Genomic DNA, 23,218 nt, shown 5'->3' with positions numbered 1-23,218 from the left:
TTCTTCCCGCTGCCGCTCGACTTGCATGTGTTAGGCCTGCCGCCAGCGTTCAATCTGAGCCATGATCAAACTCTTCAATTTAAGATTTGTTTGATTCGCTAAGTTAATAGCTGTGCTCAAAGAATTAGTAACTGTTCATTCGTAATGAATTTACTGCTAGTCACTCTTCAAGACTTTTTTATATCGTTAGCCGATAGGTCTTGTGAGTGCCCACACAGATTGTCTGATTAAATTGTTAAAGAGCAGTGCGCGATGGCCTTGGCCGCTGCGCGAGGTGGCGTATATTACGCTTTCCTCTTTCAGAGTCAATGTTTATTTTAAACATCGTTCTCTTTTTCTTACCGACCCGCCGTTGTGTTCACAGCGCCGTGTCGATGGAGGCGCATTATAGGGAGCCGATGCAGAAGCGCAAGCGAATATCGCTAACTTTTTCTCGTTTGCGCAACATTCATTCACTTGGTCGATTTAATGCGCGTTTTTATCCACTGAGGCAGCTCGGCAAGGCTAGCGATGATGCCATCAGCCAGAGATTCGCCCTGCGCGCTGATGGGCTTTCCGCTACGAACCAGAACTTTTGTGCCTACGCCTGCGGCAATTCCCGCCTGCATATCCTCGGCTTTATCACCAACCATATAAGAAGCGGCCATATCGATATTCAAATGGCGCTGCGCGGAAATCAGCATGCCTGGTTGCGGCTTGCGGCAATCGCAAACCTGGCGATATTCATCGCTCCCATGTTCAGGATGATGCGGACAAAAATAGATGCCGTCCAAATCCACGCCGCGATCGGCCAATGACCAATCCATCCACTCCGTCAATTGCATAAACTGATCTTCAGTAAATTTGCCACGGGCAATACCGGATTGGTTGGTGACGACGACCAGCGCGAATCCCATAGCCTTTAACTCACGCATGGCATCAATGACGCCCTCAATGAACTGAAACTGATCGATCTCATGAACATATCCGTGATCGACATTAATCGTACCGTCACGATCAAGAAAAACTGCTGGAACACTTTGTGCCACTTACTTTGCTCCTGATGGCGTAAATTGCCGGTTAGTATCGCATGTTTTCGTCATCAGAGAGAATGCCGGGGGAGCGACAATGCCAATTGACTTAGACGTCTAGACGCCCTACCATCCAGCTAACATTCTGACTACTCAGAATATGAATGATTCTGCCATAGGCGTTTATAATAAAAAGTTATGATTGAACTCTCTAATATCACAAAGGTTTTTCAGCAAAATGGTCGAGAGATTACTGCGCTTGCCAATGTAAACCTTCATGTTCCAAAAGGACAAATCTATGGCGTCATTGGCGCATCGGGCGCGGGTAAAAGCACGCTGATCCGCTGCGTCAATTTATTAGAGCGTCCCACCCGGGGTACCGTGCTGGTTGACGGTCAGGATCTGACGAAACTATCGGAAAGCCAGTTAACGCAGGCTCGCCGCCAGATCGGCATGATTTTTCAACATTTTAATTTGCTTTCATCGCGCACGGTTTTTGGCAATATCGCCCTCCCGCTGGAGCTTGATAACACGCCAAAGGCCGAGATTAAGCGCCGGGTAAACGAGTTGCTGGATATCGTCGGTTTATCCGACAAGCACGACGTCTATCCGGCCAACCTTTCCGGCGGACAAAAGCAACGTGTGGCAATAGCCCGTTCATTGGCCAGCAACCCGAAAGTTTTATTATGCGACGAAGCAACCAGTGCTCTGGATCCGGCAACAACCCGCTCTATTTTAACCTTGCTTAAAGATATCAATCGTCGTCTGGATCTGACGATTCTCTTGATCACCCATGAAATGGATGTCGTAAAGCGTATTTGCGACCAGGTCGCCGTGATCAGCGACGGATGTCTGATTGAACAAGATACAGTGGGACAACTGTTTTCTCATCCAAAAACCCCGTTGGCGCAACAATTCATTCATTCAACACTGCACCTGGATATTCCTGAAGACTATGTCGAACGTTTAACGCCGACGCAGCGGGAAGGTTCGGTGCCGTTGCTGCGCATGGAGTTCACCGGTCAGTCCGTGGATGCTCCGCTGCTTTCCGAAGTGGCGCGGCGTTTTAGCGTCAACAATAATATTATCAGCGCGCAGATGGATTATGCAGGCGGCGTAAAATTCGGCATTATGCTGGCGGAAATGCACGGCCAGGAGGCGGATACCCAGGCAGCAATAAAATTCCTGCAAGATCACCATGCAAATATCGAGGTATTAGGTTATGTCTGAAGCCATGATGTGGCTAATGGCCCGTGGTGTATGGGAAACAGTGGCAATGACATTGGTTTCCGGCTTTTTTGGTTTTGTGTTGGGTCTACCGGTCGGAGTATTGCTTTACGTCACCCGACCGGGGCAGATTATCGCCAACCCCAAACTTTACCGGGTGCTTTCAGCACTGGTGAATATTTTCCGCTCCATTCCTTTTATTATTTTACTGGTATGGATGATCCCCTTTACCCGCATTATTGTCAGCACATCCATCGGCCTACAGGCGGCGATGGTCCCATTAACCGTCGGCGCCGCGCCCTTTATCGCCCGTATGGTGGAAAATACCCTGCTGGAAATTCCAACAGGACTGATTGAGGCTTCACGGGCCATGGGCGCGACCCCCATGCAAATCGTCAGAAAAATCCTGCTGCCGGAAGCATTACCGGGTTTGATTAATGCCGCGACCATCACGCTCATCACCCTTGTTGGCTATTCCGCCATGGGCGGGGCGGTGGGCGCCGGCGGTCTGGGTCAAATTGGTTATCAATATGGTTACATTGGTTATAACGCGACGGTAATGAATACGGTATTGGTCTTGCTGGTTATTCTGGTTTATCTGATTCAATTCTGTGGCGATCGGGCAGTAAAAGCCGTCACGCATAAGTAAGCGTTAAAAACAGGCATGAGCTTATTCCAGGCCCATGTCACGAAGACTTTTAATTATAATTAGAGGAAGGATATGGCTATCAAATTGAAATCCATCGCAGCCATCGGCGCATTGATTGGCGCACTGGCTGTAGCGGGATGTGGTCAGGAAGAAAAAGATCCTAATCATATCAAGGTAGGCATCATTGTCGGCGCAGAGCAGCAGGTTGCGGAAGTTGCGCAAAAAGTAGCGAAAGACAAATACGGTTTGGACGTTGAGTTAGTCACTTTCAATGATTATGTCTTGCCAAACGAGGCGTTGAGCAAAGGCGATATCGACCTGAACGCTTTCCAACACAAACCTTACCTGGACCAGCAAATTAAAGATCGCGGCTATAAGCTGGTCTCCGTAGGCAACACCTTCGTTTACCCGATTGCCGGTTACTCTAAGAAAATAAAGTCGCTGGATGAATTGCAGGATGGTTCTCAGGTAGCGGTGCCAAACGACCCGACCAACCTGGGCCGGACGTTACTGCTGTTGCAGAAAGTGGGGCTGATTAAACTCAAAGAAAACGTTGGCCTGCTGCCAACCGTGCTGGACGTAACGGAAAATCCGAAAAACCTGAAGCTGGTCGAACTGGAAGCGCCGCAGTTGCCGCGTTCGCTGGATGACGCCCAGATCGCTTTGGCGGTTATCAATACCACTTATGCCAGCCAAATCAACCTGACGCCGACCAAAGACGGGATTTTTATCGAAGATAAAGAGTCTCCCTATGTCAACCTGCTGGTTGCACGCGAAGACAATAAAGATGCCGACAATGTGAAAAAATTCGTCCAGGCCTATCAGTCTGAGGAAGTAAACGCCGCGGCAAATAAGATCTTTAACGGCGGTGCGGTTAAAGGCTGGTAGACCATTATTACCACCTTTACAAAATATATCGCTAAGACGGGCCTCGGCCCGTCTTGTTATTTGTGCAATAGCTTGCTTCAATATCCGCTCTTGGAGAAAGAACTGAGGAAATCATATGCGCGCCCTACCGCTTATTCTGTTGGCAATGTCGCTAACAGGATGTTCTCTATTGCAGAAGCCATCCGCTCCAAAACATCACCCCACTAGCGAAGCGAAAGTAGAACCGACGGCTAAGCCCAAGCCGACGACACGACCGCTCGCGCCGGCGGTGTTATACAAAAGCGCGGAAGAGCTGGTTGGCAGCCCATTCCGTGATATGGGAGAAGTTTCCGGCTCGTCTTGTCAGGTCAGCGCTCAGGATGCGCCGCCGAACATCGCCAACGCCCGCCGGAGAATGCAGAACCGGGCTACGGCCATTAGGGCCAATGCGGTCCTGCTGCATGACTGTCAGATTATCAGCGGCGTCGCCGGCTGTTATCGTCAGGCGGTTTGCCAAGGCACGGCATTACAAGTCTCTAATCAATGAAACCGTTTTTGTTCAATCAGATCGGCGTTATTCGCTCTCCTTATAAAGAAAAATTCGCCATTCCGCGACAACCAGGTCTGATTGAAGATGGCGGAGGCGAACTCCAGCTATTACCGCCATACAATCAGGCGGAATGCGTACGCGGGCTGTCTGACTTCAGTCATATCTGGGTTCTGTTTGTTTTCCATCAAACAATGGAAGGCGGCTGGCGCCCTACGGTTCGGCCTCCCAGATTAGGCGGAAATGCGCGCGTAGGCGTCTTCGCCACGCGTTCGACCTTTCGGCCCAATCCCATCGGCATGTCGCTGGTGGAACTGAAAGCGATTCACATCAAAGGCGATACGGTGAAGCTGGCATTGGGAAGTCTTGATTTGGTGGATGGGACGCCGGTAATGGATATCAAACCCTATCTGCCATTTGCGGAAAGTCAGCCTCATGCCCGGGCGGGTTTTGCCCAGTCGGCTCCGGAAGCCGCAATGCCGGTTGTTTTTTCACCGCAGGCTGAACAGCAAATCGCCGGGCATCAGGACAAGCATCCCCACTTAAAACGTTTTATCACCCAGGTATTAGCGCAGGATCCGCGCCCGGCCTATCGCAAAGGTGAGGACGACGAGAGAGAATATGCCGTTTTGCTGCTGGAATTTAACGTCCGCTGGCGGGTATCGGCGCAGCGAACGGAAGTGCTGTGTCTTGAAACGCGCTAAAAACGCGGCGACCTTTTCTAGCGCCAAGGATGGTCGACCATAAGCAGCGAACCGCGCTAACCGGCATAAAATTGTTCGGAGTCTCTTTTGACGAACGGCGCACACTGGTAAACTAAGCCACTTTTTATATCTTCGGCTGCATTGGCAGCCTGATGCCATTCTTTGTTCTAACGGAACTAAAACACCATGCGTACTAGCCAATACCTGCTCTCCACACTGAAGGAGACGCCTGCCGATGCGGAAGTCATCAGCCATCAGTTGATGCTTCGCGCGGGAATGATCCGCAAACTGGCCTCCGGCCTTTATACCTGGCTGCCAACCGGCTTACGGGTTTTGAAAAAAGTTGAAAACATCGTTCGGGAAGAAATGAACAACGCGGGCGCGATCGAAGTGTCCATGCCCGTTGTGCAACCCGCCGATCTCTGGGTTGAAAGCGGTCGCTGGGAGCAGTATGGTCCGGAATTACTGCGTTTCGTCGATCGCGGCGAACGCCCATTCGTCCTCGGCCCGACGCATGAGGAAGTCATTACCGATTTGATTCGTAATGAAATCAGCTCATATAAACAGCTGCCGTTGAACTTCTTTCAGATTCAAACCAAATTCCGGGATGAAGTGCGCCCTCGCTTCGGCGTAATGCGCTCGCGCGAGTTCCTGATGAAAGATGCCTATTCTTTCCATACGTCCCAGGAATCATTGCAGGCAACGTACGATACGATGTACGCCGCCTATAGCAAGATCTTCAGCCGCATGGGGTTGGATTTCAGAGCGGTTCAGGCGGATACCGGCTCTATCGGCGGGAACGCCTCCCATGAGTTCCAGGTGCTGGCGGCCAGTGGCGAAGACGATATCGTTTTCTCTACCGGATCCGACTATGCGGCGAACATTGAGTTTGCAGAGGCCGTTGCGCCTGAATTAGGCCGGGCCGAAGCAACCGAAGAACTGCGTCTGGTTGATACGCCAAATGCCAAAACCATCGCGGAGCTGATTGAGCAATTCAAACTGCCGGTTGAGAAAACCGTTAAAACGTTGCTGGTGAAAGCCACCGAGGAAAGCGGCCATAAGCTGGTTGCACTGCTGGTTCGCGGCGATCACGAACTGAATGAAGTTAAAGCCGAAAAACTTGAACTGGTCGCCAGTCCGCTGACGTTTGCCGCTGAAGAAGAGATCCGTGCCATTGTCGGCGCAGGCCCCGGCTCGCTGGGTCCGGTTAACCTGCCGATCCCGGTCGTAGTCGATCGCTCCGTTGCGGCGATGAGTGATTTCGGCGCCGGCGCCAACGTTGACGGCAAACACTACTTTGGCATCAACTGGGAGCGCGACGTCGCGCTGCCGCTGGTTGCCGATATTCGTAATGTGATGGAAGGCGATGCCAGCCCCGATGGAAAAGGCACGCTGCAAATCAAGCGCGGTATTGAAGTCGGCCATATTTTCCAATTGGGCAGCAAGTACTCCGAAGCCCTGAAGGCAACCGTCCAGGGTGAAGACGGACGTAATCAGATTCTGACGATGGGTTGCTATGGTATCGGCGTGACCCGCGTGGTGGCGGCGGCTATTGAACAGAACCATGACGACCGCGGCATTATCTGGCCTGACGCTATCGCGCCTTTCCACGTCGCTATTCTGCCGATGAATATGCACAAATCTTTCCGCGTGAAAGAAGTTGCTGAAGATATCTATCAGCAATTACGGGCGAAAGGTATCGAAGTGCTGCTGGATGACCGTAAAGAGCGTCCGGGCGTGATGTTCGCCGATATGGAACTGATTGGCGTACCGCACACCATCGTCATTGGCGATCGCAATCTGGATAATGAAGAGATTGAATATAAAAGTCGTCGCGGCGGTGAGAAACAGATGATCAAAACCAGCGAAATCGTTGATTTCCTGGCGGCGAACGTTGTTCGCTAATCGTCTGTGGGCTGTCCTTTCCGCATAGGGAAGGACGCTGTGCGTCGTAACGTCATCGTCTGGCGCTAAAGCGACATAAAAAAATGGTGGGGCGACCCCACCATTTTTTGTTCCATTAAACTCTGCCAGCGGCATTATTCACGGAACAATTCTTCAATATCCAGCCCTTGCACCTGTAGGATTTCCCGCAGACGACGCAAGCCTTCCACCTGAATCTGACGAACACGCTCGCGTGTCAGGCCGATTTCCCGGCCGACATCTTCCAGCGTGGCCGCTTCATATCCCAACAGACCGAAACGACGAGCCAACACTTCACGCTGCTTAGCGTTAAGTTCAAACAGCCACTTAACAATATTCTGTTTCATATCGTTGTTTTGAGTGGTGTCTTCCGGCCCATTGTCTTTTTCATCCGCCAGGATATCCAACAGCGCTTTTTCCGAATCACCCCCTAACGGGGTATCAACCGAGGTTATGCGCTCATTCAGGCGCAACATGCGATTGACATCGTCGACAGGCTTATCAAGCTGTTCGGCGATCTCTTCCGCACTCGGTTCGTGATCCAGTTTATGAGAAAGTTCGCGCGCGGTACGCAGATAGACATTGAGTTCTTTAACGATATGGATCGGCAGTCGAATAGTACGGGTCTGGTTCATGATCGCCCGTTCTATCGTCTGTCGAATCCACCATGTGGCATACGTTGAAAAACGAAACCCCTTCTCAGGATCGAATTTCTCAACGGCACGAATCAGACCAAGATTACCTTCTTCAATCAGATCCAATAGCGCCAGACCACGATTGTTGTAACGGCGAGCGATCTTGACCACCAACCGCAGGTTACTCTCGATCATCCGGCGGCGCGACGGCAAATCGCCACGCAACGCGCGCCGGGCAAAATAGACTTCTTCTTCGGCAGTTAAAAGCGGTGAATAACCAATTTCTCCCAAATAGAGCTGAGTCGCATCTAAAACACGCTGCGGAACCCCTTGTGATAATAACTCTTCTTCTGTTGAGTCATTATCACTGGTTTCTTCCTCTACCAGCGCCTTGTCTTCAAAAACGCCAAGTCCATTCTCTTCAAAATCAGCATCTTCATGTAACTCGTTAACTTTCAGCGTATTTTGGCTCATAAGTGGCTCCTACCCGTGATCCCAAGGCAGAATACCGAAATACTCCGCCCGATTTATCGCTGCGGAAGAAAACGCAGCGGGTTTACGGATTTCCCCTTGTAACGAATTTCAAAATGCAAACGAACTGAACTGGTGCCGGTGCTACCCATGGTAGCTATTTTCTGCCCCGCCGTGACCTCTTGTTGCTCCCGGACCAGCATACTTTCATTATGAGCGTAGGCACTTAGGTAGTCATCATTATGCTTGATGATTATCAGATTACCGTAACCTCGCAAAGCGTTGCCCGCATACACTACACGCCCACCGGCGGTAGCAACAACGGATTGTCCACGAGAGCCGGCGATATCAATCCCTTTATTTCCCCCTTCCGAATCGGAGAAACTATCAATGACTTTCCCATCTGTGGGCCAACGCCAACTGCCGACAGCAACAGTGGCACTGCTGCTGGCAACAGCCGCTGGTGCGGTAACAGGAGCGGTCGTAGCAGCCCCTGCCGTAGGTAACATCTTACCTACATTCTGTTTACCCGAGTTATCAGAATACGCGTTAGTCGACTGAGAAGCAACCGGCATAGTTTGCATTTGATTAGTTTGGATTTGACTATTAGACGGCGGAACCGGCACGCCCCCCCCGGCAGCGCCCGTCGTCGCCAGCATTCCGCCGCCTGACGAGCCGCCGGTGTTCACGCTGGTGCCCAACGCCAGCGTCTGACCGACATTCAGACTATACGGCTCAGGAATATGGTTACGCTGAGCCAGGTCCCGATAATCGTTGCCGGTGATCCAGGCGATATAAAAGAGCGTGTCGCCACGCTTGACCGTATAGGTATTCCCGCCGTTATAACTCCCTTTCGGGATATTGTCATAGCTGCGGTTATAAACGATTCGACCATCGCGCGTGGCCACTTTCGACTCGGAGGATGTCGTGATCTGCGACGGAGGGGGAGTCGACACGCCGCTTCTGCCGCCGCCCGAATTTCCGCCGACGCTGCTGATCGGCGCGGATTGGGTATTATCGTGAGAACATCCGGCTAACCCTAAGACAACAAACGTACAAGCAGCGATCTGACGCAAATTCATCATTCGGCTTCCCATGCGCCTTACTCCCCTATAACTATAAAATTCAGTAATCAGTTCAGACATTTGTGGCTCATATCCATTGTAGCGTAGCTGAGTTCAGGTATTTTTCGTCAGTCAGAATGAGAAAGATCGCCATTTCTTCATCTCTGACGCATAAGCGGCATCGGAGAGACAAAATCCTTATCTGATGCTAGCAATATCAGCACGTTCATACCATAAACCCGTTGTATTGAAATCTTCAATTCCCGACGACTAGCTGGAGTCGTCGCCACCGTATCAGGCTAATTCGCCTTTGACTAGCGGAACAAACCGAACTGCTTCAACCGTTTGGATAATGAACTCACCCGCGAGACGCTTTACCACCTGTAACGTTTGTGATTGCTCGCCGACCGGCAGCACCATCACGCCCCCTTCATCCAACTGTTCCAGCAAGGCGCGGGGGATCTCCGGCGGCGCGGCCGTGACAATAATGGCATCAAAAGGGCCGCGCGACGCCCAGCCCTGCCAGCCATCGCCATGGCGGGTAGAAACATTATGCAAATCAAGCTGTTTAAGACGGCGCTTAGCCTGCCACTGGAGTCCTTTAATACGCTCGACGGAGCAGACGTGCTTAACCAAATTCGCCAGAATCGCCGTTTGATAGCCCGAACCGGTGCCTATCTCCAGGACGCGGGAAACCGGCGTCAAATGTAGCAATTCCGTCATTTTCGCCACCATGTAAGGCTGCGAAATCGTTTGGCCGGAACCTATCGGCAACGCCGTATTCTCATAGGCTTTATGCTCAAAAGCCTCATCGACAAAACGTTCTCTGGGTACGGCGGCTATCGCCTGTAGCAGGCGCTCATCCTGTATTCCCTGCTGACGCAATAGCGCCAGCAGCGTTTGCACGCGTTTATTTACCATACCCCGCTAACCTCAGCTTTGGTTAACCTCGTCGTCGATACACTCATTTTCCCCCGCGGGGTGAAAATTGCAGCCACAGTCATTATTGTCACAGGCGTCCGTTCAAGAAAAAAAGAAACCGCGGTACATCAGGCGCTGATGTCCACGTCCTGCTGCGGGTTTAGTATTTCACGCACGACGCTGGTGGCGTAACTTCCCGCCGGCAGCCAGAATTTCAGTTCAACCGTCGCGTCATCCCGCCAGTCCCAGCTCATCTGCTGCGGATACAATAATATCGAACGACGGGCCGACTCGACCCGCTCACGCTGCAATAAAGACAGCAACGTTTCCTGGCCGATAAGATTCTCTTGTTCAAAAACCAGCGCGGCATCCTGCGTGCCTAACGCGCCATCCCCCGGCAACGGCGCCGTTACCTGAAGCTCGCCGCCATCCAGACGCGCCTGTAAAACAGACAGCTCATCGGGCCTGGCGACAAACCAACTGCCCCGCCCCGTCAATTGTAATGCATCGCCGCATAACACGGTTTTAGCCGACTGCTGCGCCAGACGCGCGCTGGCGACCTGATTAAACAGCGCGCTGCGGCTGGCGGAAAGATAAAAGCTTCGCTTATTGCGCGCCTTAACCTGAATTTCATTATTAGCCCAAAGACGCGCCTGTTCCAGATTATTGCCGTTTTTACCAAATCGCTGGCTGCCGAAATAATTGGGTACGCCGTCTTGCGCAATCCGCTGCAAACGGGCATTCACCTCTTCCCGATCGCTGATTTCACGCAACACCAGCGTAAACGCGTTCCCCTGCAATGCGCCAATACGCAATTTACGGCGATGGCGGGCAAATTCAAGCACCTCACAACCTTCCAGTGAGAAATCGTTTAAGTCAGGGGCGGTTTTACCCGGAATATGCAGGCAAAACCATTGCTCGGTAACCGCATGGCGGTCCTTCAGACCCGCATAACTCACCGCGCGTTGCGGCAGACGGGCAAATTTCGCCAGCGCCTCCGCCACAAATTGCGTGTTGCAGCCGCGCTTACGGATGCGCGCCAGGATATGCTCGCCTTCGCCGTCCGGCTGAAAACCCAAATCCTCGATAACGCTGAAATCTTCCGCGCTGGACTTCAGTACGCCCGACGCCCGAGGTTCGCCATGCAGCCAGGTCAGCGACGCCTGCTTTTCCATCCCTACCATGCGACGATCCCGCCCGCGTCATTTTTCACCAGGAGCGCGACGGATTCACAGGCGATGCCCTCGCCGCGCCCGGTAAATCCGAGTTGTTCGGTTGTGGTGGCCTTAACGTTCACATCATCCATGTGACATTGCAGATCTTCGGCCAGATTGACGCGCATTTGCGGAATGTGGGAAGCCATCTTCGGCGCCTGAGCAATAATCGTGACATCCAGATTGCCCAGTCGATAGCCTTTTTCGGTGACGCGCCGCCACGCCTCTCGCAGCAACACGCGGCTGTCGGCCCCTTTAAATGCCGGATCGGTATCGGGAAACAGCTTGCCGATATCGCCCAGCGCGGCGGCGCCCAGCAGCGCATCCGTTACCGCATGTAGAACAACATCGCCATCAGAATGAGCAAGCAGCCCCTGAGAATAAGGAATGCGCACCCCACCGATCACCAGCGGACCTTCGCCACCAAATTTATGAACATCAAAACCGTGACCGATACGCATCATGCGTTCTCCTTATGACTTATGTCGTTAGAATATAGGTTTACTCAATTGAACGGCTATGCCGTAAATTCGTTAAATAAAATGCCGCCAATGCCAGATCTTCCGGACGGGTAACTTTGATATTGTCTGCTCGTCCGCTGACCAACTGTGGATGATAACCACAATACTCCAGTGCGGAGGCTTCGTCCGTCACTGTCGCCCCATCGCGCAGCGCCTGCTGTAAACAGGTTTTCAATAACGCGAGCGGAAACAGCTGCGGCGTCAGGGCATGCCACAGTTCGTTACGTTCCACCGTGTGCTCAATCGCCGTTCCCGCGCTGCGTTTCATGGTATCACGGACGGGAGACGCCAGAATTCCGCCCACATCGCTCCGCGAGGTAATGCTCAGTAACCGTTCAAGATCGTCCTGATGCAGGCAAGGACGCGCCGCGTCATGCACCAGCACCCATTCGGCATCCTCCACGCTATCGAGCCCCGCCAATACGGAATCAGCCCGTTGTTTACCGCCGATCGCCACACTGACGCGAGGATCGGCGGCAATAGGCAAGGAATGGAAGCGGGTATCGTCGGCACTGACGACGACGATCGCGCGGCGAATGCGGGGATGGGACAACAGCGCGTTAATCGCGTGCTCCAGAATGGTTTTATTATCGATAGTTAAATACTGCTTGGGGCAAGCGCTTTGCATTCTGCTGCCGTTGCCGGCGGCAGGTAAGACAGCAACAACCTCTGGCAGGGAAGCAATTTGTTTTCGCATTCGTTAGTGTGACGTATTGTTAGGTAAAGATGACGGGCTGGTTGTGCTGCTACGGACCCCGGACTCAGGAACCAGGCGATAGAAGCTTTCACCGGGTTTAATCATGCCCAGCTCATTGCGCGCGCGCTCTTCAATCGCTTCCTGTCCGCCGTCCAGATCGTCGATTTCCGCAAACAGTTGTTCGTTTCGGGCTTTCAGCTTGGCATTATTCCCTTGCTGAACGACAACGTCGTCTTTTACCCGAACATAATCATGAACACCATTCTTGCCCAGCCACAGCGAATACTGAAGCCAGCCAAGTATTACCAATAATAACAGCGTAAGCTTTCCCATCCCGCCCCCTGAAAAACCGCCTAATCATCCCATAACTTTTGCTTCGACTCCACACTGTCTAACGAGATCCTTTCAGGTATAAAGACGAATTATTTGTAACGAGGAGAAATCATGACGTTGTCAAAAAGTATGTTCTCCACTTAATTGATGAGTATAGAGATTAGCGTGACGAGGTGGCGTGTTGATTCAACTTCAATAATTTTCGCCATACCCGGTTATGCAGCATGTAACTCAACATCGAAAAAAAAGCTTTCGAGTTGATGCAACGAAAACTGATACTGATAGACGCCATCCCCGCAAGCGAACTCAACAAATAGATCCCCGAAGAAGGCTCATAATTAAAATAGCCAATCAATGATTTTATAAAATAGATTGCCGAGCAAAGAAATGTTACCTGCGCCAAGAAAATGTGCGCTGTTACCGCGCGCATGGAGCCACGCGCTATCATAAAAACGATAACGCTATTCGCTCCCGCGAAAACAAGCGCTGCGGGGACGATATAAGCAAACAGGGTATAAGCGGGCAGCGATAGCCAAGACAGAATTGTCGACCATAAAGACAATTGCGGTATGGAGAAGCTCAAAATCATGAACAATACGCTAAGAATAAGCGGAACACCGAGGGTGTGCATGCCGATTGGCATCCCCATGTCCGCCATTAGACGATCTTTAAGCATCACCAACTCATCCCGGCTGACACTCTTGATCGCCGCTTCAGCCTCTTTACAATGTTGAAGGCGCGCTTTGCATGCTTTAGTTAACATTTTTTCGTCCTTAGTTAGCAGAGAAGGATTGGATCGTACCAATCACATATTTCCCCCCCTGTGCTAAATTTTGCGGATGACGAATTGTACCCGTTAATGCACTACCAGCGAATGCTGAGGTGTTAACCACTGCACGAACAAGTTCCCTTTGCAATTCCTTCTGAAGCATTTCAGTTGGAAATCGTTTCGGATAGGCGCCAGCTCTCATTGAGGCCTTAATATCCGCATTAGAAATGCCAGGATTCTGTGCGCGAATAATCTCCTCGGTGATCCGTTTACGCCCCGCACGATTAAGCCCCTGAAACCACGCTGTGACTTTTTTGGGAGAGGTTCAACACCAAAAACCACGCGCTTTTCGATCTCGTATCACCAGCCGGTAAGAAACGAGAAAACCAGCCAGACCAGGGAAAAAACCGTCAGCGCGGTTGCCGACAAGGCGTACCAGATATGTGAGTAAAATAGATAAGAGAACCCGGCGCCGATAATGAGCGACAGCGGCATTAACGCCAAAAAGAACGGCCAGGTGTAAAGCAGCAGGAAAAACGCGGCATTCGCGTTATAAACCAGAAAAGGAAGGATGAACGCCAGGCAATAAAAACAAAAACCGGCGCCGGTTCCCAGCAGGAAAGGGGAGACGCCGTCATCGTCCCGCACTGCGTCAGTATTGGCGGCTGTTAGCCGAGTGACATTCTGCATCGTTTTCCCCTGCAATTTCCTCGCCCCGCACGAACGCGGGACGAGAAAGCGATCAGAGGTTGATAATAGCTCGCCGGCGGAGCAGATCTAACAGTTGATCCGTCAAATTTGTTACCAATTGTTCACCGTCCAGATGAACATCCGGCGCGTCCGGCGCTTCATAGACGGAATCGATGCCGGTGAAATTACGCAGTTCTCCGGCCCGCGCTTTTTTGTAGAGTCCTTTCGGATCGCGCGCTTCGCAGGTCGCCAAAGGCGTATCGACGAATACTTCGATAAATTGCCCGTCGTCCAGCAGATCCTGCACCATTTTCCGCTCGGCGCGATGGGGCGAGATAAAGGCCGTCAGCACCACCAGACCGGCATCGACCATCAATTTGGCCACCTCGCCGACGCGGCGGATATTTTCCCGCCGATCGTCGTCGGTAAAGCCTAAATCGCGGCACAGTCCGTGACGGACATTGTCGCCATCCAGCAGATAGGTGCTGACCCCCAGTCGATGCAGCGCCTGTTCCAGCGCGCCGGCCAGGGTCGATTTACCCGAGCCCGAAAGCCCGGTAAACCAGATGACGACGCCCTGATGACCATGCAGGCGCTCGCGCTCCCGACGAGACACCACATGCGAGTGCCACACTACATTTTCATCGTCCGGCAGCGGCGACGAGGGATGGCGTTGAGACACGTTATTTCCCTCCCAGCAGGTCACGCGCGCCCCAATGCGGGAAGTGACGACGAATCAGCGTATTCAGCTCCAGTTCAAATGCGCTGTAAGCGCCGGGTTCCTGATAGTTCCGTTCGACCACTTCCCGTACCAGTCCGGCGCCCACGGTGACATTGCTCAGGCGATCGATAAAGATCATGCCGCCGGTGACATGGTGTTGCTGATAATTATCCAGCACCAGCGGTTCATCAAACGTCAGCTCAACCAGGCCGATGCCGTTCAACGGCAGGCTTTCCGTTACCCGTTGCGTCAGGGTATTGATCTCAACCTGATACTGAATGTTCTCCACCCGGGCGCGGGCTTTCTTTCCGGCGATCTTGATGTCATAGCTCTGGCCCGGCACCAGCGGTTGTTCCGCCATCCACACCACGTCGACCAGCGCATTCTGCGCCGGTTTCAGGGTTTCCGCGCCGTCGACCAGCAGATCGCCGCGGCTGATATCGATCTCATCGGCCAATACCAGCGTAATCGCTTCGCCGGCCTGCGCCTGTTGCAGATCGCCGTCAAAGGTGACGATGCGGCTAACGGTGGACTCCACGCCCGACGGCAACACTTTCACCCGCTGTCCGACGCTGACCACGCCTGACGCCAGCGTACCGGCATAGCCGCGGAAATCGAGGTTGGGCCGGTTTACATACTGTACCGGGAAGCGCATCGGCAGCGTCAGGCTGCGCTGCGCCACGTTGACGTTTTCCAGCACATCCAGCAGCGTCGGCCCGTCATACCAGCCCATGGCGTCGCTCGGTCTGGCGACGTTATCACCGTCCAGCGCGGAAATCGGCACAAAGGTAATATTCAGATCGGTAGGCAACTGCTGGGCGAAATCCAGATAATCCTGTTTAAACTGCTCAAACACCGACTGCTGATAGCCCACCAGATCCATTTTATTGACGGCCACCACCAAATGACGGATCCCCAGCAGCGTTGCAATAAAGCTGTGGCGTCGCGTCTGATCCAAAACGCCTTTACGCGCATCGATCAGCAGGATCGCCAGCTCGCAGGTGGAAGCCCCGGTCGCCATATTGCGGGTATACTGCTCATGCCCCGGCGTATCCGCGATAATGAATTTGCGCTTTTCCGTCGAGAAATAGCGGTAAGCCACATCGATAGTGATGCCCTGCTCGCGCTCGGCCTGAAGGCCATCGACCAGCAAAGCCAGATCCAGTTTTTCCCCCTGCGTACCCAGCCGTTTGCTATCGCTGTGCAGCGTGGTTAACTGATCCTCATAAATCTGACGGGTATCGTGCAGCAAGCGGCCAATCAGCGTACTTTTACCGTCGTCGACGCTGCCGCAGGTCAGAAAACGCAGCAGGGTTTTATCCTGCTGGGCGCGCAGATAGGCTTCCACGCCCCCTTGTTCCGCAATCTGCTTGGCGATCACATTCTGTTGTTCAACAAACTGGTTCATTCGACGACTCCTTAGAAATACCCTTGACGCTTTTTCAGCTCCATTGAACCGGACTGATCGCGATCGATCATCCGTCCCTGACGTTCGCTGGTAGTGGAAATCAACATCTCTTCGATGATTTCCGGCAGCGTTTGCGCCTGTGACTCAACCGCGCCGGTCAGCGGCCAGCAGCCCAATGTGCGGAAACGCACCATACGCTGCTCAATCACTTCACCCGGTTGCAGATCGATACGATCGTCATCCACCATCAGCAGCATGCCGTCGCGCTCCAGCACCGGCCGTTCGGCGGCCAGATACAGCGGCACAATATCGATATTTTCCAGATAGATGTACTGCCAGATATCCAGTTCGGTCCAGTTGGACAGCGGGAAGACGCGGATGCTTTCGCCCTTGTTGATTTGGCCGTTATAGTTATGCCACAGCTCCGGACGCTGACTCTTCGGATCCCAGCGGTGGAAGCGGTCGCGGAACGAATAAATACGTTCTTTGGCGCGCGATTTTTCTTCATCGCGCCGCGCGCCGCCGAATGCGGCGTCAAAACCGTATTTATCCAGCGCCTGCTTCAGGCCCTCGGTTTTCATGATATCGGTATGCTTGGCGCTGCCGTGAATAAACGGGTTGATGCCGAGCGCCTCGCCCTGCGGGTTGCGGTGAACCAGCAGCTCGCATCCGTAGGCCTTCGCCGTGCGATCGCGGAATTCGTACATTTCGCGAAACTTCCAGCCGGTATCCACGTGCAGCAACGGAAACGGCAGCGATCCCGGGAAGAACGCTTTGCGCGCCAGATGCAGCATGACCGAGGAATCCTTACCGATGGAATACATCATCACCGGGTTGCCGAATTCCGCCGCCACTTCGCGGATGATATGAATACTCTCGGCTTCTAACTGCCGTAAATGAGTGAGTCGTTTCTCGTCCATAATTCTTCCTTAAGCCAAATTCACTACCGCCGGACGGCTATCGTGCCGCGCCGTCAGCGCTTGCTGACCAAACCAGGCGATCTGATGGTGCAGATTCACCACTTCGCCAATCACCAGCAACGCCGGCGTCGGCGCCTGCCGGGCCAATTGTTCCAACTGTCGCAACGTGCCAATCAGCACCTGCTGGTCGTGCCGGGTTCCCCGACCGATCACCGCCACCGGCGTATCGGCGGAACGACCATGGGCGAGCAGTTGCCGGGCGATATCCGCCGATTTAACCGTTCCCATATAAATCGCCAGCGTCTGGCGACTGCGCGCCAGCGTCGCCCACTCCAGCGCCTGACCGTCAGGGCGGCAGTGGCCGGTAATAAATACCGCGCTCTGGGCGTAATCCCGGTGCGTCAGGGGGATGCCGGCATAAGCCGTGGCCCCGGCGGCGGCGGTAATCCCCGGTACGACCTGAAAGGAAATGCCGGCCTGCGCCGCCTGTTGCAACTCTTCGCCGCCGCGGCCGAAAATAAACGGATCGCCCCCTTTCAGACGCACCACCCGCTTGCCTTGCTGCGCCAGCGAAACGATTAATCGATTAATGTCATCCTGAGAGGCCGAACAGCCGCCGGCGCGCTTGCCGACGCAGATCCGTTCAGCGTCGCGCCGCACCAGATCCAGCACCTCATCGCTCACCAGACTGTCGTACAGCACCACATCCGCCTGCTGAATAACCTGCAAGCCGCGCAGCGTCAGCAGCCCCGCATCGCCGGGACCCGCGCCGACCAGCGCGACCTCGCCCCGGTCAGCGGGCGTTTTTTGCTGATCGTCTTGCTGCTGTTCCAGCTCGCGCTGCAATTCTTCTTCCGCCTGCGCTACCTGTCCCGCCGCCACCAGACTGGAAAAGCGTCCGTAAAAAAGACGTTCCCAGAAACGGCGGCGCTCGCCGGAAGAATGCAGACGCTGCTTGATGCGCTCGCGCCAGCCGCCCGCCAACTGGGCCATCGTCCCCAGCGTGAGCGGCAACAAAGCTTCGAGCTTTTCACGCAGCAACCGCGCCAGTACCGGCGCCTGTCCGCCGGACGAGATCGCCACCACCAGCGGCGAACGATCGACGATGGAAGGAAAAATAAAAGAACACTTCGGCTGATCGTCCACCACGTTCACCAACAGATGGCGTTGATTCGCGGCGTCGAAAACGGCGGCGTTCAGTTGGCTATCGTCGGTTGCCGCGATAACCAGAAACACCGCCGACAATTGCTCAGGCATAAAGCGCTGAGCTATCCAATCAAGCCGGCCGGCCTGATGCTGCGCGGCTAACGGTTCTGACAGCGACTGAGCGACCACCTTTATTTCGGCGCCGGCGCGTTGCAGCAGGTCGATTTTGCGCGTGGCGACATCGCCGCCGCCGACCACCAGCACCGGACGGCCTCGTAGGTCCGCAAATAAGGGAAGATAGTTCACAATCGCCTTAGTAAAGTTAAAAAATAGATAAAGTGACTATACGGTGTGGGTGGAACACTTATGAAATGCCGAATTGGAATGACAAGTTCCGTAATGGAATAACCCGAAAAAAGCCGGGAAAACGCCCGGCGCCGCCATTCACCCCTCATGCAGACCACACTCTCGCTTCAAACCGAAAAAGCGGGTTTCTTCCTCGCTCATGCCGGGTTCCCATTTACGGGTGGTGTGGGTGTCGCCCACCGAGAGATAGCCCTGATCCCACAGCGGGTGATAGCCCAGACCGTGTTGTTTCAGATATTGATAAACCTGCTTGTTATCCCAATCGATAACCGGCAGGAATTTGAACACGCCGCGCTGGATGGCCAGCACCGGCAGATGCCCGCGGCTGCCGGATTGCTCGCGCCGCAGGCCGGCGAACCAGGTTTTCGCCTTAAGTTCGCTCAACGCCCGGTTCATCGGCTCCACCTTGTTGATCTGGTTGTAACGCTCGATACCTTCAACCCCCTGCTCCCACAGTTTACCGTAGCGCGCTTCCTGCCAGGCGGGCGTCAGTTCGGCGCGGTAGACCTGAAGGTTGAGTTTCAGTTGTTCGGTCAGGGCGTCGATAAACTGGTAGGTTTCCGGGAAAAGATAGCCGGTATCGGTCAAAATGACCGGAATATCCGGCCGTTGCTGCGTCAGCAGATGCAGGGATAACGCCGCCTGGATGCCAAAGCTGGAGGTCAGCACATATTCTCCCGGCAGATTTTCCAGCGCCCAGCTTATCCGCGCCTGCGCGGATAGCGATTCCAGGCGCTGGTTAACATCCGCCAGCGCCGCGGCCTGTTCCGCTTTGGGTAACGCATTAAGCGCTTCAAGATTAAGCTCGGACATCAGGGTCTCCTGTCAGTCATAGAAGTCGCGCGCGGGATCCAGCACCGGTCTGATAATGTTGGCGCGAATGGTGAAATCGCCAAAACCTTCATTATCCTGACGCTCTTTCGCCCAACGCCCGATTAGCTGGTCTATCTCATTGAGGATTTCCGCCTCGGTAATATTTTCTCGGTACATGCGCGGAATACGCGTGCCTTCACGATTCCCCCCCAGATGCAGGTTATAGCGCCCGATGGCTTTCCCCACCAGACCGATCTCCGCCAGCAGCGCGCGGCCACAGCCGTTAGGACACCCGGTCACGCGCAGGATGATATGCTCGTCGCCCACGCCATGCTGCTGCATGATGTTTTCAACCTTGGTGACAAAGTCCGGCAGGAAACGTTCCGCTTCCGCCATCGCCAGCGGACAGGTCGGGTAAGACACGCAGGCCATGGAGTTTTTGCGTTGATCCGTCACCGCGTCGTCAATCAATCCGTGCTGGCGCGCCAGCGCTTCAATCTTCGCCTTGCTGCGCGCAGGCACCCCGGCGACGATCAGGTTCTGGTTGGCGGTCAGACGGAAGTCGCCTTTATGGATTTTAGCAATTTCCGCCAGCCCGGTTTTCAACGGTCGGCCGGGATAATCCAGTATACGGCCATTTTCGATAAACAGCGTCAGATGCCATTTATTATCGATGCCTTTCACCCAGCCGATGCGATCGCCGCGGCCGGTGAACTCATACGGACGAATGGCTTCAAACGCCACGCCGGCGCGTCTTTCCACTTCCTTCTTGAAGGTCTCGACGCCTACCCGTTCCAGCGTATATTTGGTTTTCGCATTCTTACGGTTGGTGCGGTTGCCCCAGTCGCGCTGGGTGGTCACCACCGCTTCGGCGATCGTCAGCGTATGTTCCACCGGAATATAACCCAGTTCGCTGGCGGTACGCGCATAGGTCGCCTTATCGCCGTGTGCGATCGACAGCCCGCCGCCCACCAGCACGTTGAAGCCGACCAGCCGGCCATTGTCGGCGATAGCGACAAAATTCAGATCGTTGGCATGCAGATCCACATCGTTCTGCGGCGGAATAACCACGGTGGTCTTAAACTTACGCGGCAGGTAGGTCGCCCCCAGAATCGGCTCTTCGTCCGTGGTTTCTACCTTCTCCTGATCCAGCCAGATCTCGGCATAGGCGCGCGTACGCGGCAAAAGATGTTCCGAAATTTTCTTCGCCCACGCATACGCCTGCTGATGCAGTTCGGATTCCACCGGATTCGAGGTACACATCACGTTGCGGTTGACGTCGTTGGCCGTCGCCAGCGAGTCCAGACCCAGGCTGTTCAGCAGCTTATGCGCCGGTTTCACATTCGGTTTCAGAATGCCGTGAAACTGGAACGTCTGACGGTTGGTCAAGCGGATACTGCCGTACAAGGTATTTTCGGCGGCGAACTTATCGATGCCGAGCCACTGCTGAGGCGTGATGACTCCGCCCGGCAAACGGCAGCGCAGCATCATGGCGTGACGCGGCTCCAGCTTTTGCTCGGCGCGTTCGGCGCGGATATCGCGGTCATCCTGCTGATACATGCCGTGAAAACGAATCAGTAAAAAGTTGTCGCCGTGGAAACCGCCGGTCAGGCCGTCCTGCAAATCATCGGCGATAGTGCCGCGCAGAAAGTTGCTTTCTTTCTTCAAGCGCTCGGCGTCAGCGAGTTTCCCTTCGACGACTAATGGGCCGGGATGTTTTTCACTCGCGGCGAGTTCTTCATTGAATAATGGTTTTTTGCTCATTAGTACACATCTCGCTGATAACGGCGCGCAAGGCGCAAATCACTCAAAAACTCATCGGCCTGCTCGGCATCCAGTCCACCGTGCTCGGCCACCACGTCCAATAACGCCTGTTCGACATCTTTCGCCATGCGATTGGCGTCGCCGCAAACATAAAGATGCGCGCCATCTTGCAGCCAGCGCCACACTTCGGCGCCTTTCTCCCGCAATTTGTCCTGAACGTAAATCTTGTGCGCCTGATCGCGCGACCAGGCCAGATCGATATGGGTCAGCAGACCGTCTTTCACATAACGCTGCCACTCAACCTGATAGAGAAAATCCTCGGTAAAATGCGGGTTGCCGAAGAACAACCAGTTTTTACCGCCGGCCCCGTCGGCCTCGCGCTGTTGCATAAAGGCGCGAAACGGCGCAATCCCGGTACCGGGTCCAATCATGATGACCGGCGCATCCGGGTCGGCGGGCAAACGGAAATTGTCGTTATGTTCGATAAACACCCGGATTTCATCATCTTCATTCAGACGATCGGCCAGATAGCTGGAGGCGCCGCCGGCGCGCGCGCGGCCGTCGACGTCATAACGCACCACGCCCACGGTGATATGCACTTCGCTTTCCACTTCAGCCTGTGACGAGGCGATGGAATACAGACGCGGCGTCAACGGACGCAATAGGCCGATAAGCTGTTCCGCCGTCAGTTCAACCGGCGCCTGGCGAACCATATCCACCAGCGGCGTCTGCTGAACGAATCGCTGCAAAGCCGGTTTATCCGCCAATAGCGACAGCAGGGTTTCATCGCGCGACAGCGCCGCGTACTTCTCAGCGATAGGCGCGGTATTCTGCGTCAGTTCAAAATGGCTGCGCAGCGCCTGCGACAACGGCAGCGATTTTCCGTCCACCGTCACGGTCTCGTCGCCTTTCAGCCACAGGAGGTCGAGCAACTCCCGCACCAGCGCCGGATCGTTTTCAAACCATACGCCCAGCGCATCGCCCGGCTGATAACGCAAGCCGGAATCGCCCAGATCGATTTCAATATGACGCACGTCCTTTTGCGAATTGCGCCCGGTGATTTTCTGATTCACCGCCAGCGCAGCCTGCAACGGCGATTCTTTGCTGTAAGGGCTGCTGGTGATTTCATCCAGCGCGCCGCTCGCGCTGGCCGTCGCCACCGCCGTTCCCTGCACCGGCACGCGGGCCTGAAGAATATCCACCAGTTGCCGGCGCCACTGCTCCGCCGAGGCCTGATAGTCGACATCCGCGTCAACGCGATCCAACAAACGTTCCGCGCCCAGTTCGGCCAGCCGGCTATCGATATCTTTGCCGGCTTTACAGAAGAATTCGTATGAGGAGTCGCCCAGTCCCAATACCGCAAACGCGGTATCCTTCAACTGCGGCGCTTTTTTGGAAAACAGGTATTTGTTCAGCGCGATCGCTTCTTCCGGCGGCTCGCCTTCTCCCTGCGTCGAAGTGACGACCAGCAGCAGTTTTTCCTGCGCGATCTGCTTGAATTTGTAATCGCCGGCGTTCACCAGATTCACCGCCAGTTTGGCGTTCAGCAAGTCATCGCGCAGTTGCTCCGCGACCCGACGCGCGTTGCCGGTTTGGGAAGCGGAAATCAACGTGATGCTCTGAACCGGAACAGAGAGAGCCGCCGAGGATTCTGGATTCGCGGCGATGGCCGCGGAACCCGGTTGCGGCTGGGCTGTCGGCTGTTGCAATACGCCCCAAAAATAACCGGACAACCAGGCAAGCTGCATGGGTGAAAAATCACCGGTTGCCGCCTGTAGACGCGTTAATTGCTCCGCACTCAACGGGAGCAACGAAGTCGGAGAAACCGGAGTTGTCAT

General features: G+C 54.3%; 23 protein-coding genes, 1 rRNA gene and 1 pseudogene. 6 read left to right on the top strand and 19 right to left on the bottom strand.

Features of this window, described 5'->3' with window-relative positions:
- Both ABRZ26_RS13090 and gmhB read right to left on the bottom strand, forming a co-directional pair.
- Positions 1–81 (bottom strand): 16S ribosomal RNA (locus ABRZ26_RS13090); the annotation flags it as partial.
- A 371-nt stretch (positions 82–452) separates the two neighbouring features.
- Positions 453–1,028 carry a D-glycero-beta-D-manno-heptose 1,7-bisphosphate 7-phosphatase gene (gene gmhB / locus ABRZ26_RS13085; protein WP_319604569.1) on the bottom strand — a complete coding sequence of 192 codons (576 nt, stop codon included), beginning with the start codon at positions 1,026–1,028 and terminating at the stop codon, positions 453–455.
- Between the two features lie 180 nt (positions 1,029–1,208).
- On the opposite strand from gmhB, the gene metN reads away from it, so the two are divergent.
- The 6 genes from metN (at position 1,209) to proS (ending at position 6,909) form a co-directional block, all read left to right on the top strand.
- Positions 1,209–2,240, top strand: coding sequence for a methionine ABC transporter ATP-binding protein MetN (gene metN / locus ABRZ26_RS13080; protein WP_319604568.1), 1,032 nt, complete (start codon positions 1,209–1,211; stop codon positions 2,238–2,240).
- Positions 2,233–2,886 carry a methionine ABC transporter permease MetI gene (locus ABRZ26_RS13075; RefSeq protein ID WP_319604567.1) on the top strand — a complete coding sequence of 218 codons (654 nt, stop codon included), beginning with the start codon at positions 2,233–2,235 and terminating at the stop codon, positions 2,884–2,886. Before metN ends, ABRZ26_RS13075 begins: the two co-directional genes overlap by 8 nt.
- A gap of 72 nt (positions 2,887–2,958) precedes the next feature.
- Positions 2,959–3,774: a MetQ/NlpA family lipoprotein gene (locus tag ABRZ26_RS13070; protein WP_319604566.1), complete on the top strand. Its 816-nt coding sequence runs from the start codon at positions 2,959–2,961 to the stop codon at positions 3,772–3,774.
- A gap of 115 nt (positions 3,775–3,889) precedes the next feature.
- Positions 3,890–4,300, top strand: a complete 411-nt coding sequence (gene rcsF, locus ABRZ26_RS13065; protein WP_319604565.1) for an envelope stress sensor lipoprotein RcsF — start codon at positions 3,890–3,892, stop codon at positions 4,298–4,300.
- Complete coding sequence (tsaA, locus tag ABRZ26_RS13060) at positions 4,297–5,004, top strand: tRNA (N6-threonylcarbamoyladenosine(37)-N6)-methyltransferase TrmO (RefSeq protein ID WP_319604564.1); 708 nt, start codon at positions 4,297–4,299, stop codon at positions 5,002–5,004. The genes rcsF and tsaA overlap by 4 nt, the downstream gene beginning before the upstream one ends.
- 186 nt (positions 5,005–5,190) lie before the next feature.
- Positions 5,191–6,909: a proline--tRNA ligase gene (gene proS / locus ABRZ26_RS13055; protein ID WP_319604563.1), complete on the top strand. Its 1,719-nt coding sequence runs from the start codon at positions 5,191–5,193 to the stop codon at positions 6,907–6,909.
- Positions 6,910–7,043: 134 nt separating this feature from the next.
- Here proS and rpoS read toward each other — a convergent pair whose 3' ends face one another.
- From rpoS to cysJ, 17 genes and pseudogenes are all read right to left on the bottom strand, one after another.
- Positions 7,044–8,036: an RNA polymerase sigma factor RpoS gene (gene rpoS / locus ABRZ26_RS13050; RefSeq protein WP_319604562.1), complete on the bottom strand. Its 993-nt coding sequence runs from the start codon at positions 8,034–8,036 to the stop codon at positions 7,044–7,046.
- Positions 8,037–8,089: 53 nt separating this feature from the next.
- Positions 8,090–9,118 (bottom strand): murein hydrolase activator NlpD, encoded by a 1,029-nt coding sequence (nlpD, locus tag ABRZ26_RS13045; protein ID WP_319604581.1) that lies wholly within the window; start codon positions 9,116–9,118, stop codon positions 8,090–8,092.
- Between the two features lie 273 nt (positions 9,119–9,391).
- Positions 9,392–10,018, bottom strand: coding sequence for a protein-L-isoaspartate(D-aspartate) O-methyltransferase (locus ABRZ26_RS13040; RefSeq protein WP_319604561.1), 627 nt, complete (start codon positions 10,016–10,018; stop codon positions 9,392–9,394).
- Between the two features lie 128 nt (positions 10,019–10,146).
- The gene (gene truD / locus ABRZ26_RS13035) at positions 10,147–11,193 is read right to left on the bottom strand and encodes a tRNA pseudouridine(13) synthase TruD (RefSeq protein ID WP_319604580.1); all 1,047 of its coding nucleotides are present in this window, start codon (positions 11,191–11,193) and stop codon (positions 10,147–10,149) included.
- Between the two features lie 2 nt (positions 11,194–11,195).
- Complete coding sequence (gene ispF / locus ABRZ26_RS13030; protein ID WP_319604579.1) at positions 11,196–11,693, bottom strand: 2-C-methyl-D-erythritol 2,4-cyclodiphosphate synthase; 498 nt, start codon at positions 11,691–11,693, stop codon at positions 11,196–11,198.
- 40 nt (positions 11,694–11,733) lie between these two features.
- Positions 11,734–12,450, bottom strand: a complete 717-nt coding sequence (ispD, locus tag ABRZ26_RS13025; protein WP_319604559.1) for a 2-C-methyl-D-erythritol 4-phosphate cytidylyltransferase — start codon at positions 12,448–12,450, stop codon at positions 11,734–11,736.
- Between the two features lie 3 nt (positions 12,451–12,453).
- Positions 12,454–12,783, bottom strand: a complete 330-nt coding sequence (ftsB, locus tag ABRZ26_RS13020) for a cell division protein FtsB (RefSeq protein WP_319604558.1) — start codon at positions 12,781–12,783, stop codon at positions 12,454–12,456.
- A 160-nt stretch (positions 12,784–12,943) separates the two neighbouring features.
- Positions 12,944–13,546 carry a hypothetical protein gene (locus ABRZ26_RS13015; RefSeq protein ID WP_319604557.1) on the bottom strand — a complete coding sequence of 201 codons (603 nt, stop codon included), beginning with the start codon at positions 13,544–13,546 and terminating at the stop codon, positions 12,944–12,946.
- A gap of 10 nt (positions 13,547–13,556) precedes the next feature.
- Positions 13,557–13,844 (bottom strand): annotated as a pseudogene (locus tag ABRZ26_RS13010) (hypothetical protein); the annotation flags it as partial.
- A 68-nt stretch (positions 13,845–13,912) separates the two neighbouring features.
- The gene (locus ABRZ26_RS13005) at positions 13,913–14,242 is read right to left on the bottom strand and encodes a DUF3561 family protein (protein ID WP_319604556.1); all 330 of its coding nucleotides are present in this window, start codon (positions 14,240–14,242) and stop codon (positions 13,913–13,915) included.
- 52 nt (positions 14,243–14,294) lie between these two features.
- The gene (gene cysC, locus ABRZ26_RS13000) at positions 14,295–14,924 is read right to left on the bottom strand and encodes an adenylyl-sulfate kinase (RefSeq protein ID WP_413556217.1); all 630 of its coding nucleotides are present in this window, start codon (positions 14,922–14,924) and stop codon (positions 14,295–14,297) included.
- A 1-nt stretch (position 14,925) separates the two neighbouring features.
- Positions 14,926–16,371 carry a sulfate adenylyltransferase subunit CysN gene (cysN, locus tag ABRZ26_RS12995; protein WP_319604553.1) on the bottom strand — a complete coding sequence of 482 codons (1,446 nt, stop codon included), beginning with the start codon at positions 16,369–16,371 and terminating at the stop codon, positions 14,926–14,928.
- 11 nt (positions 16,372–16,382) lie between these two features.
- Positions 16,383–17,291: a sulfate adenylyltransferase subunit CysD gene (gene cysD, locus ABRZ26_RS12990; protein WP_319604552.1), complete on the bottom strand. Its 909-nt coding sequence runs from the start codon at positions 17,289–17,291 to the stop codon at positions 16,383–16,385.
- A 9-nt stretch (positions 17,292–17,300) separates the two neighbouring features.
- Positions 17,301–18,743 (bottom strand): siroheme synthase CysG, encoded by a 1,443-nt coding sequence (cysG, locus tag ABRZ26_RS12985; RefSeq protein ID WP_319604551.1) that lies wholly within the window; start codon positions 18,741–18,743, stop codon positions 17,301–17,303.
- Positions 18,744–18,881: 138 nt separating this feature from the next.
- On the bottom strand, positions 18,882–19,616 hold the full coding sequence (locus ABRZ26_RS12980) for a phosphoadenylyl-sulfate reductase (RefSeq protein ID WP_319604550.1): 735 nt from the start codon (positions 19,614–19,616) through the stop codon (positions 18,882–18,884).
- A 12-nt stretch (positions 19,617–19,628) separates the two neighbouring features.
- Positions 19,629–21,380, bottom strand: a complete 1,752-nt coding sequence (gene cysI, locus ABRZ26_RS12975; protein ID WP_319604549.1) for an assimilatory sulfite reductase (NADPH) hemoprotein subunit — start codon at positions 21,378–21,380, stop codon at positions 19,629–19,631.
- On the bottom strand, positions 21,380–23,218 hold the full coding sequence (cysJ, locus tag ABRZ26_RS12970) for an NADPH-dependent assimilatory sulfite reductase flavoprotein subunit (protein ID WP_319604548.1): 1,839 nt from the start codon (positions 23,216–23,218) through the stop codon (positions 21,380–21,382). Before cysJ ends, cysI begins: the two co-directional genes overlap by 1 nt.

The organism is Brenneria sp. L4-2C (assembly GCF_040240335.1).
Lineage (GTDB): Bacteria > Pseudomonadota > Gammaproteobacteria > Enterobacterales > Enterobacteriaceae > Brenneria.
The sequence above is the reverse complement of the archived record's forward strand: the minus strand, read 5'-3'. Positions and strand labels throughout refer to the sequence as shown.

Excerpts from the sequence above, each read along its gene's own strand:
- ftsB (WP_319604558.1), bottom strand. The coding sequence starts at position 12,783 with ATGGGAAAGCTTACGCTGTTATTATTGGTAATACTTGGCTGGCTTCAG.
- ABRZ26_RS13040 (WP_319604561.1), bottom strand. The coding sequence starts at position 10,018 with ATGGTAAATAAACGCGTGCAAACGCTGCTGGCGCTATTGCGTCAGCAG.
- rcsF (WP_319604565.1), top strand. The coding sequence starts at position 3,890 with ATGCGCGCCCTACCGCTTATTCTGTTGGCAATGTCGCTAACAGGATGT.
- cysD (WP_319604552.1), bottom strand. The coding sequence starts at position 17,291 with ATGGACGAGAAACGACTCACTCATTTACGGCAGTTAGAAGCCGAGAGT.
- nlpD (WP_319604581.1), bottom strand. The coding sequence starts at position 9,118 with ATGATGAATTTGCGTCAGATCGCTGCTTGTACGTTTGTTGTCTTAGGG.
- truD (WP_319604580.1), bottom strand. The coding sequence starts at position 11,193 with ATGGAAAAGCAGGCGTCGCTGACCTGGCTGCATGGCGAACCTCGGGCG.
- cysI (WP_319604549.1), bottom strand. The coding sequence starts at position 21,380 with ATGAGCAAAAAACCATTATTCAATGAAGAACTCGCCGCGAGTGAAAAA.
- ABRZ26_RS13075 (WP_319604567.1), top strand. The coding sequence starts at position 2,233 with ATGTCTGAAGCCATGATGTGGCTAATGGCCCGTGGTGTATGGGAAACA.
- rpoS (WP_319604562.1), bottom strand. The coding sequence starts at position 8,036 with ATGAGCCAAAATACGCTGAAAGTTAACGAGTTACATGAAGATGCTGAT.
- ABRZ26_RS13015 (WP_319604557.1), bottom strand. The coding sequence starts at position 13,546 with ATGTTAACTAAAGCATGCAAAGCGCGCCTTCAACATTGTAAAGAGGCT.
- ispD (WP_319604559.1), bottom strand. The coding sequence starts at position 12,450 with ATGCGAAAACAAATTGCTTCCCTGCCAGAGGTTGTTGCTGTCTTACCT.
- ABRZ26_RS13005 (WP_319604556.1), bottom strand. The coding sequence starts at position 14,242 with ATGCAGAATGTCACTCGGCTAACAGCCGCCAATACTGACGCAGTGCGG.
- ABRZ26_RS12980 (WP_319604550.1), bottom strand. The coding sequence starts at position 19,616 with ATGTCCGAGCTTAATCTTGAAGCGCTTAATGCGTTACCCAAAGCGGAA.
- ABRZ26_RS13070 (WP_319604566.1), top strand. The coding sequence starts at position 2,959 with ATGGCTATCAAATTGAAATCCATCGCAGCCATCGGCGCATTGATTGGC.
- metN (WP_319604568.1), top strand. The coding sequence starts at position 1,209 with ATGATTGAACTCTCTAATATCACAAAGGTTTTTCAGCAAAATGGTCGA.
- cysJ (WP_319604548.1), bottom strand. The coding sequence starts at position 23,218 with ATGACAACTCCGGTTTCTCCGACTTCGTTGCTCCCGTTGAGTGCGGAG.
- cysN (WP_319604553.1), bottom strand. The coding sequence starts at position 16,371 with ATGAACCAGTTTGTTGAACAACAGAATGTGATCGCCAAGCAGATTGCG.
- ispF (WP_319604579.1), bottom strand. The coding sequence starts at position 11,693 with ATGCGTATCGGTCACGGTTTTGATGTTCATAAATTTGGTGGCGAAGGT.
- proS (WP_319604563.1), top strand. The coding sequence starts at position 5,191 with ATGCGTACTAGCCAATACCTGCTCTCCACACTGAAGGAGACGCCTGCC.
- tsaA (WP_319604564.1), top strand. The coding sequence starts at position 4,297 with ATGAAACCGTTTTTGTTCAATCAGATCGGCGTTATTCGCTCTCCTTAT.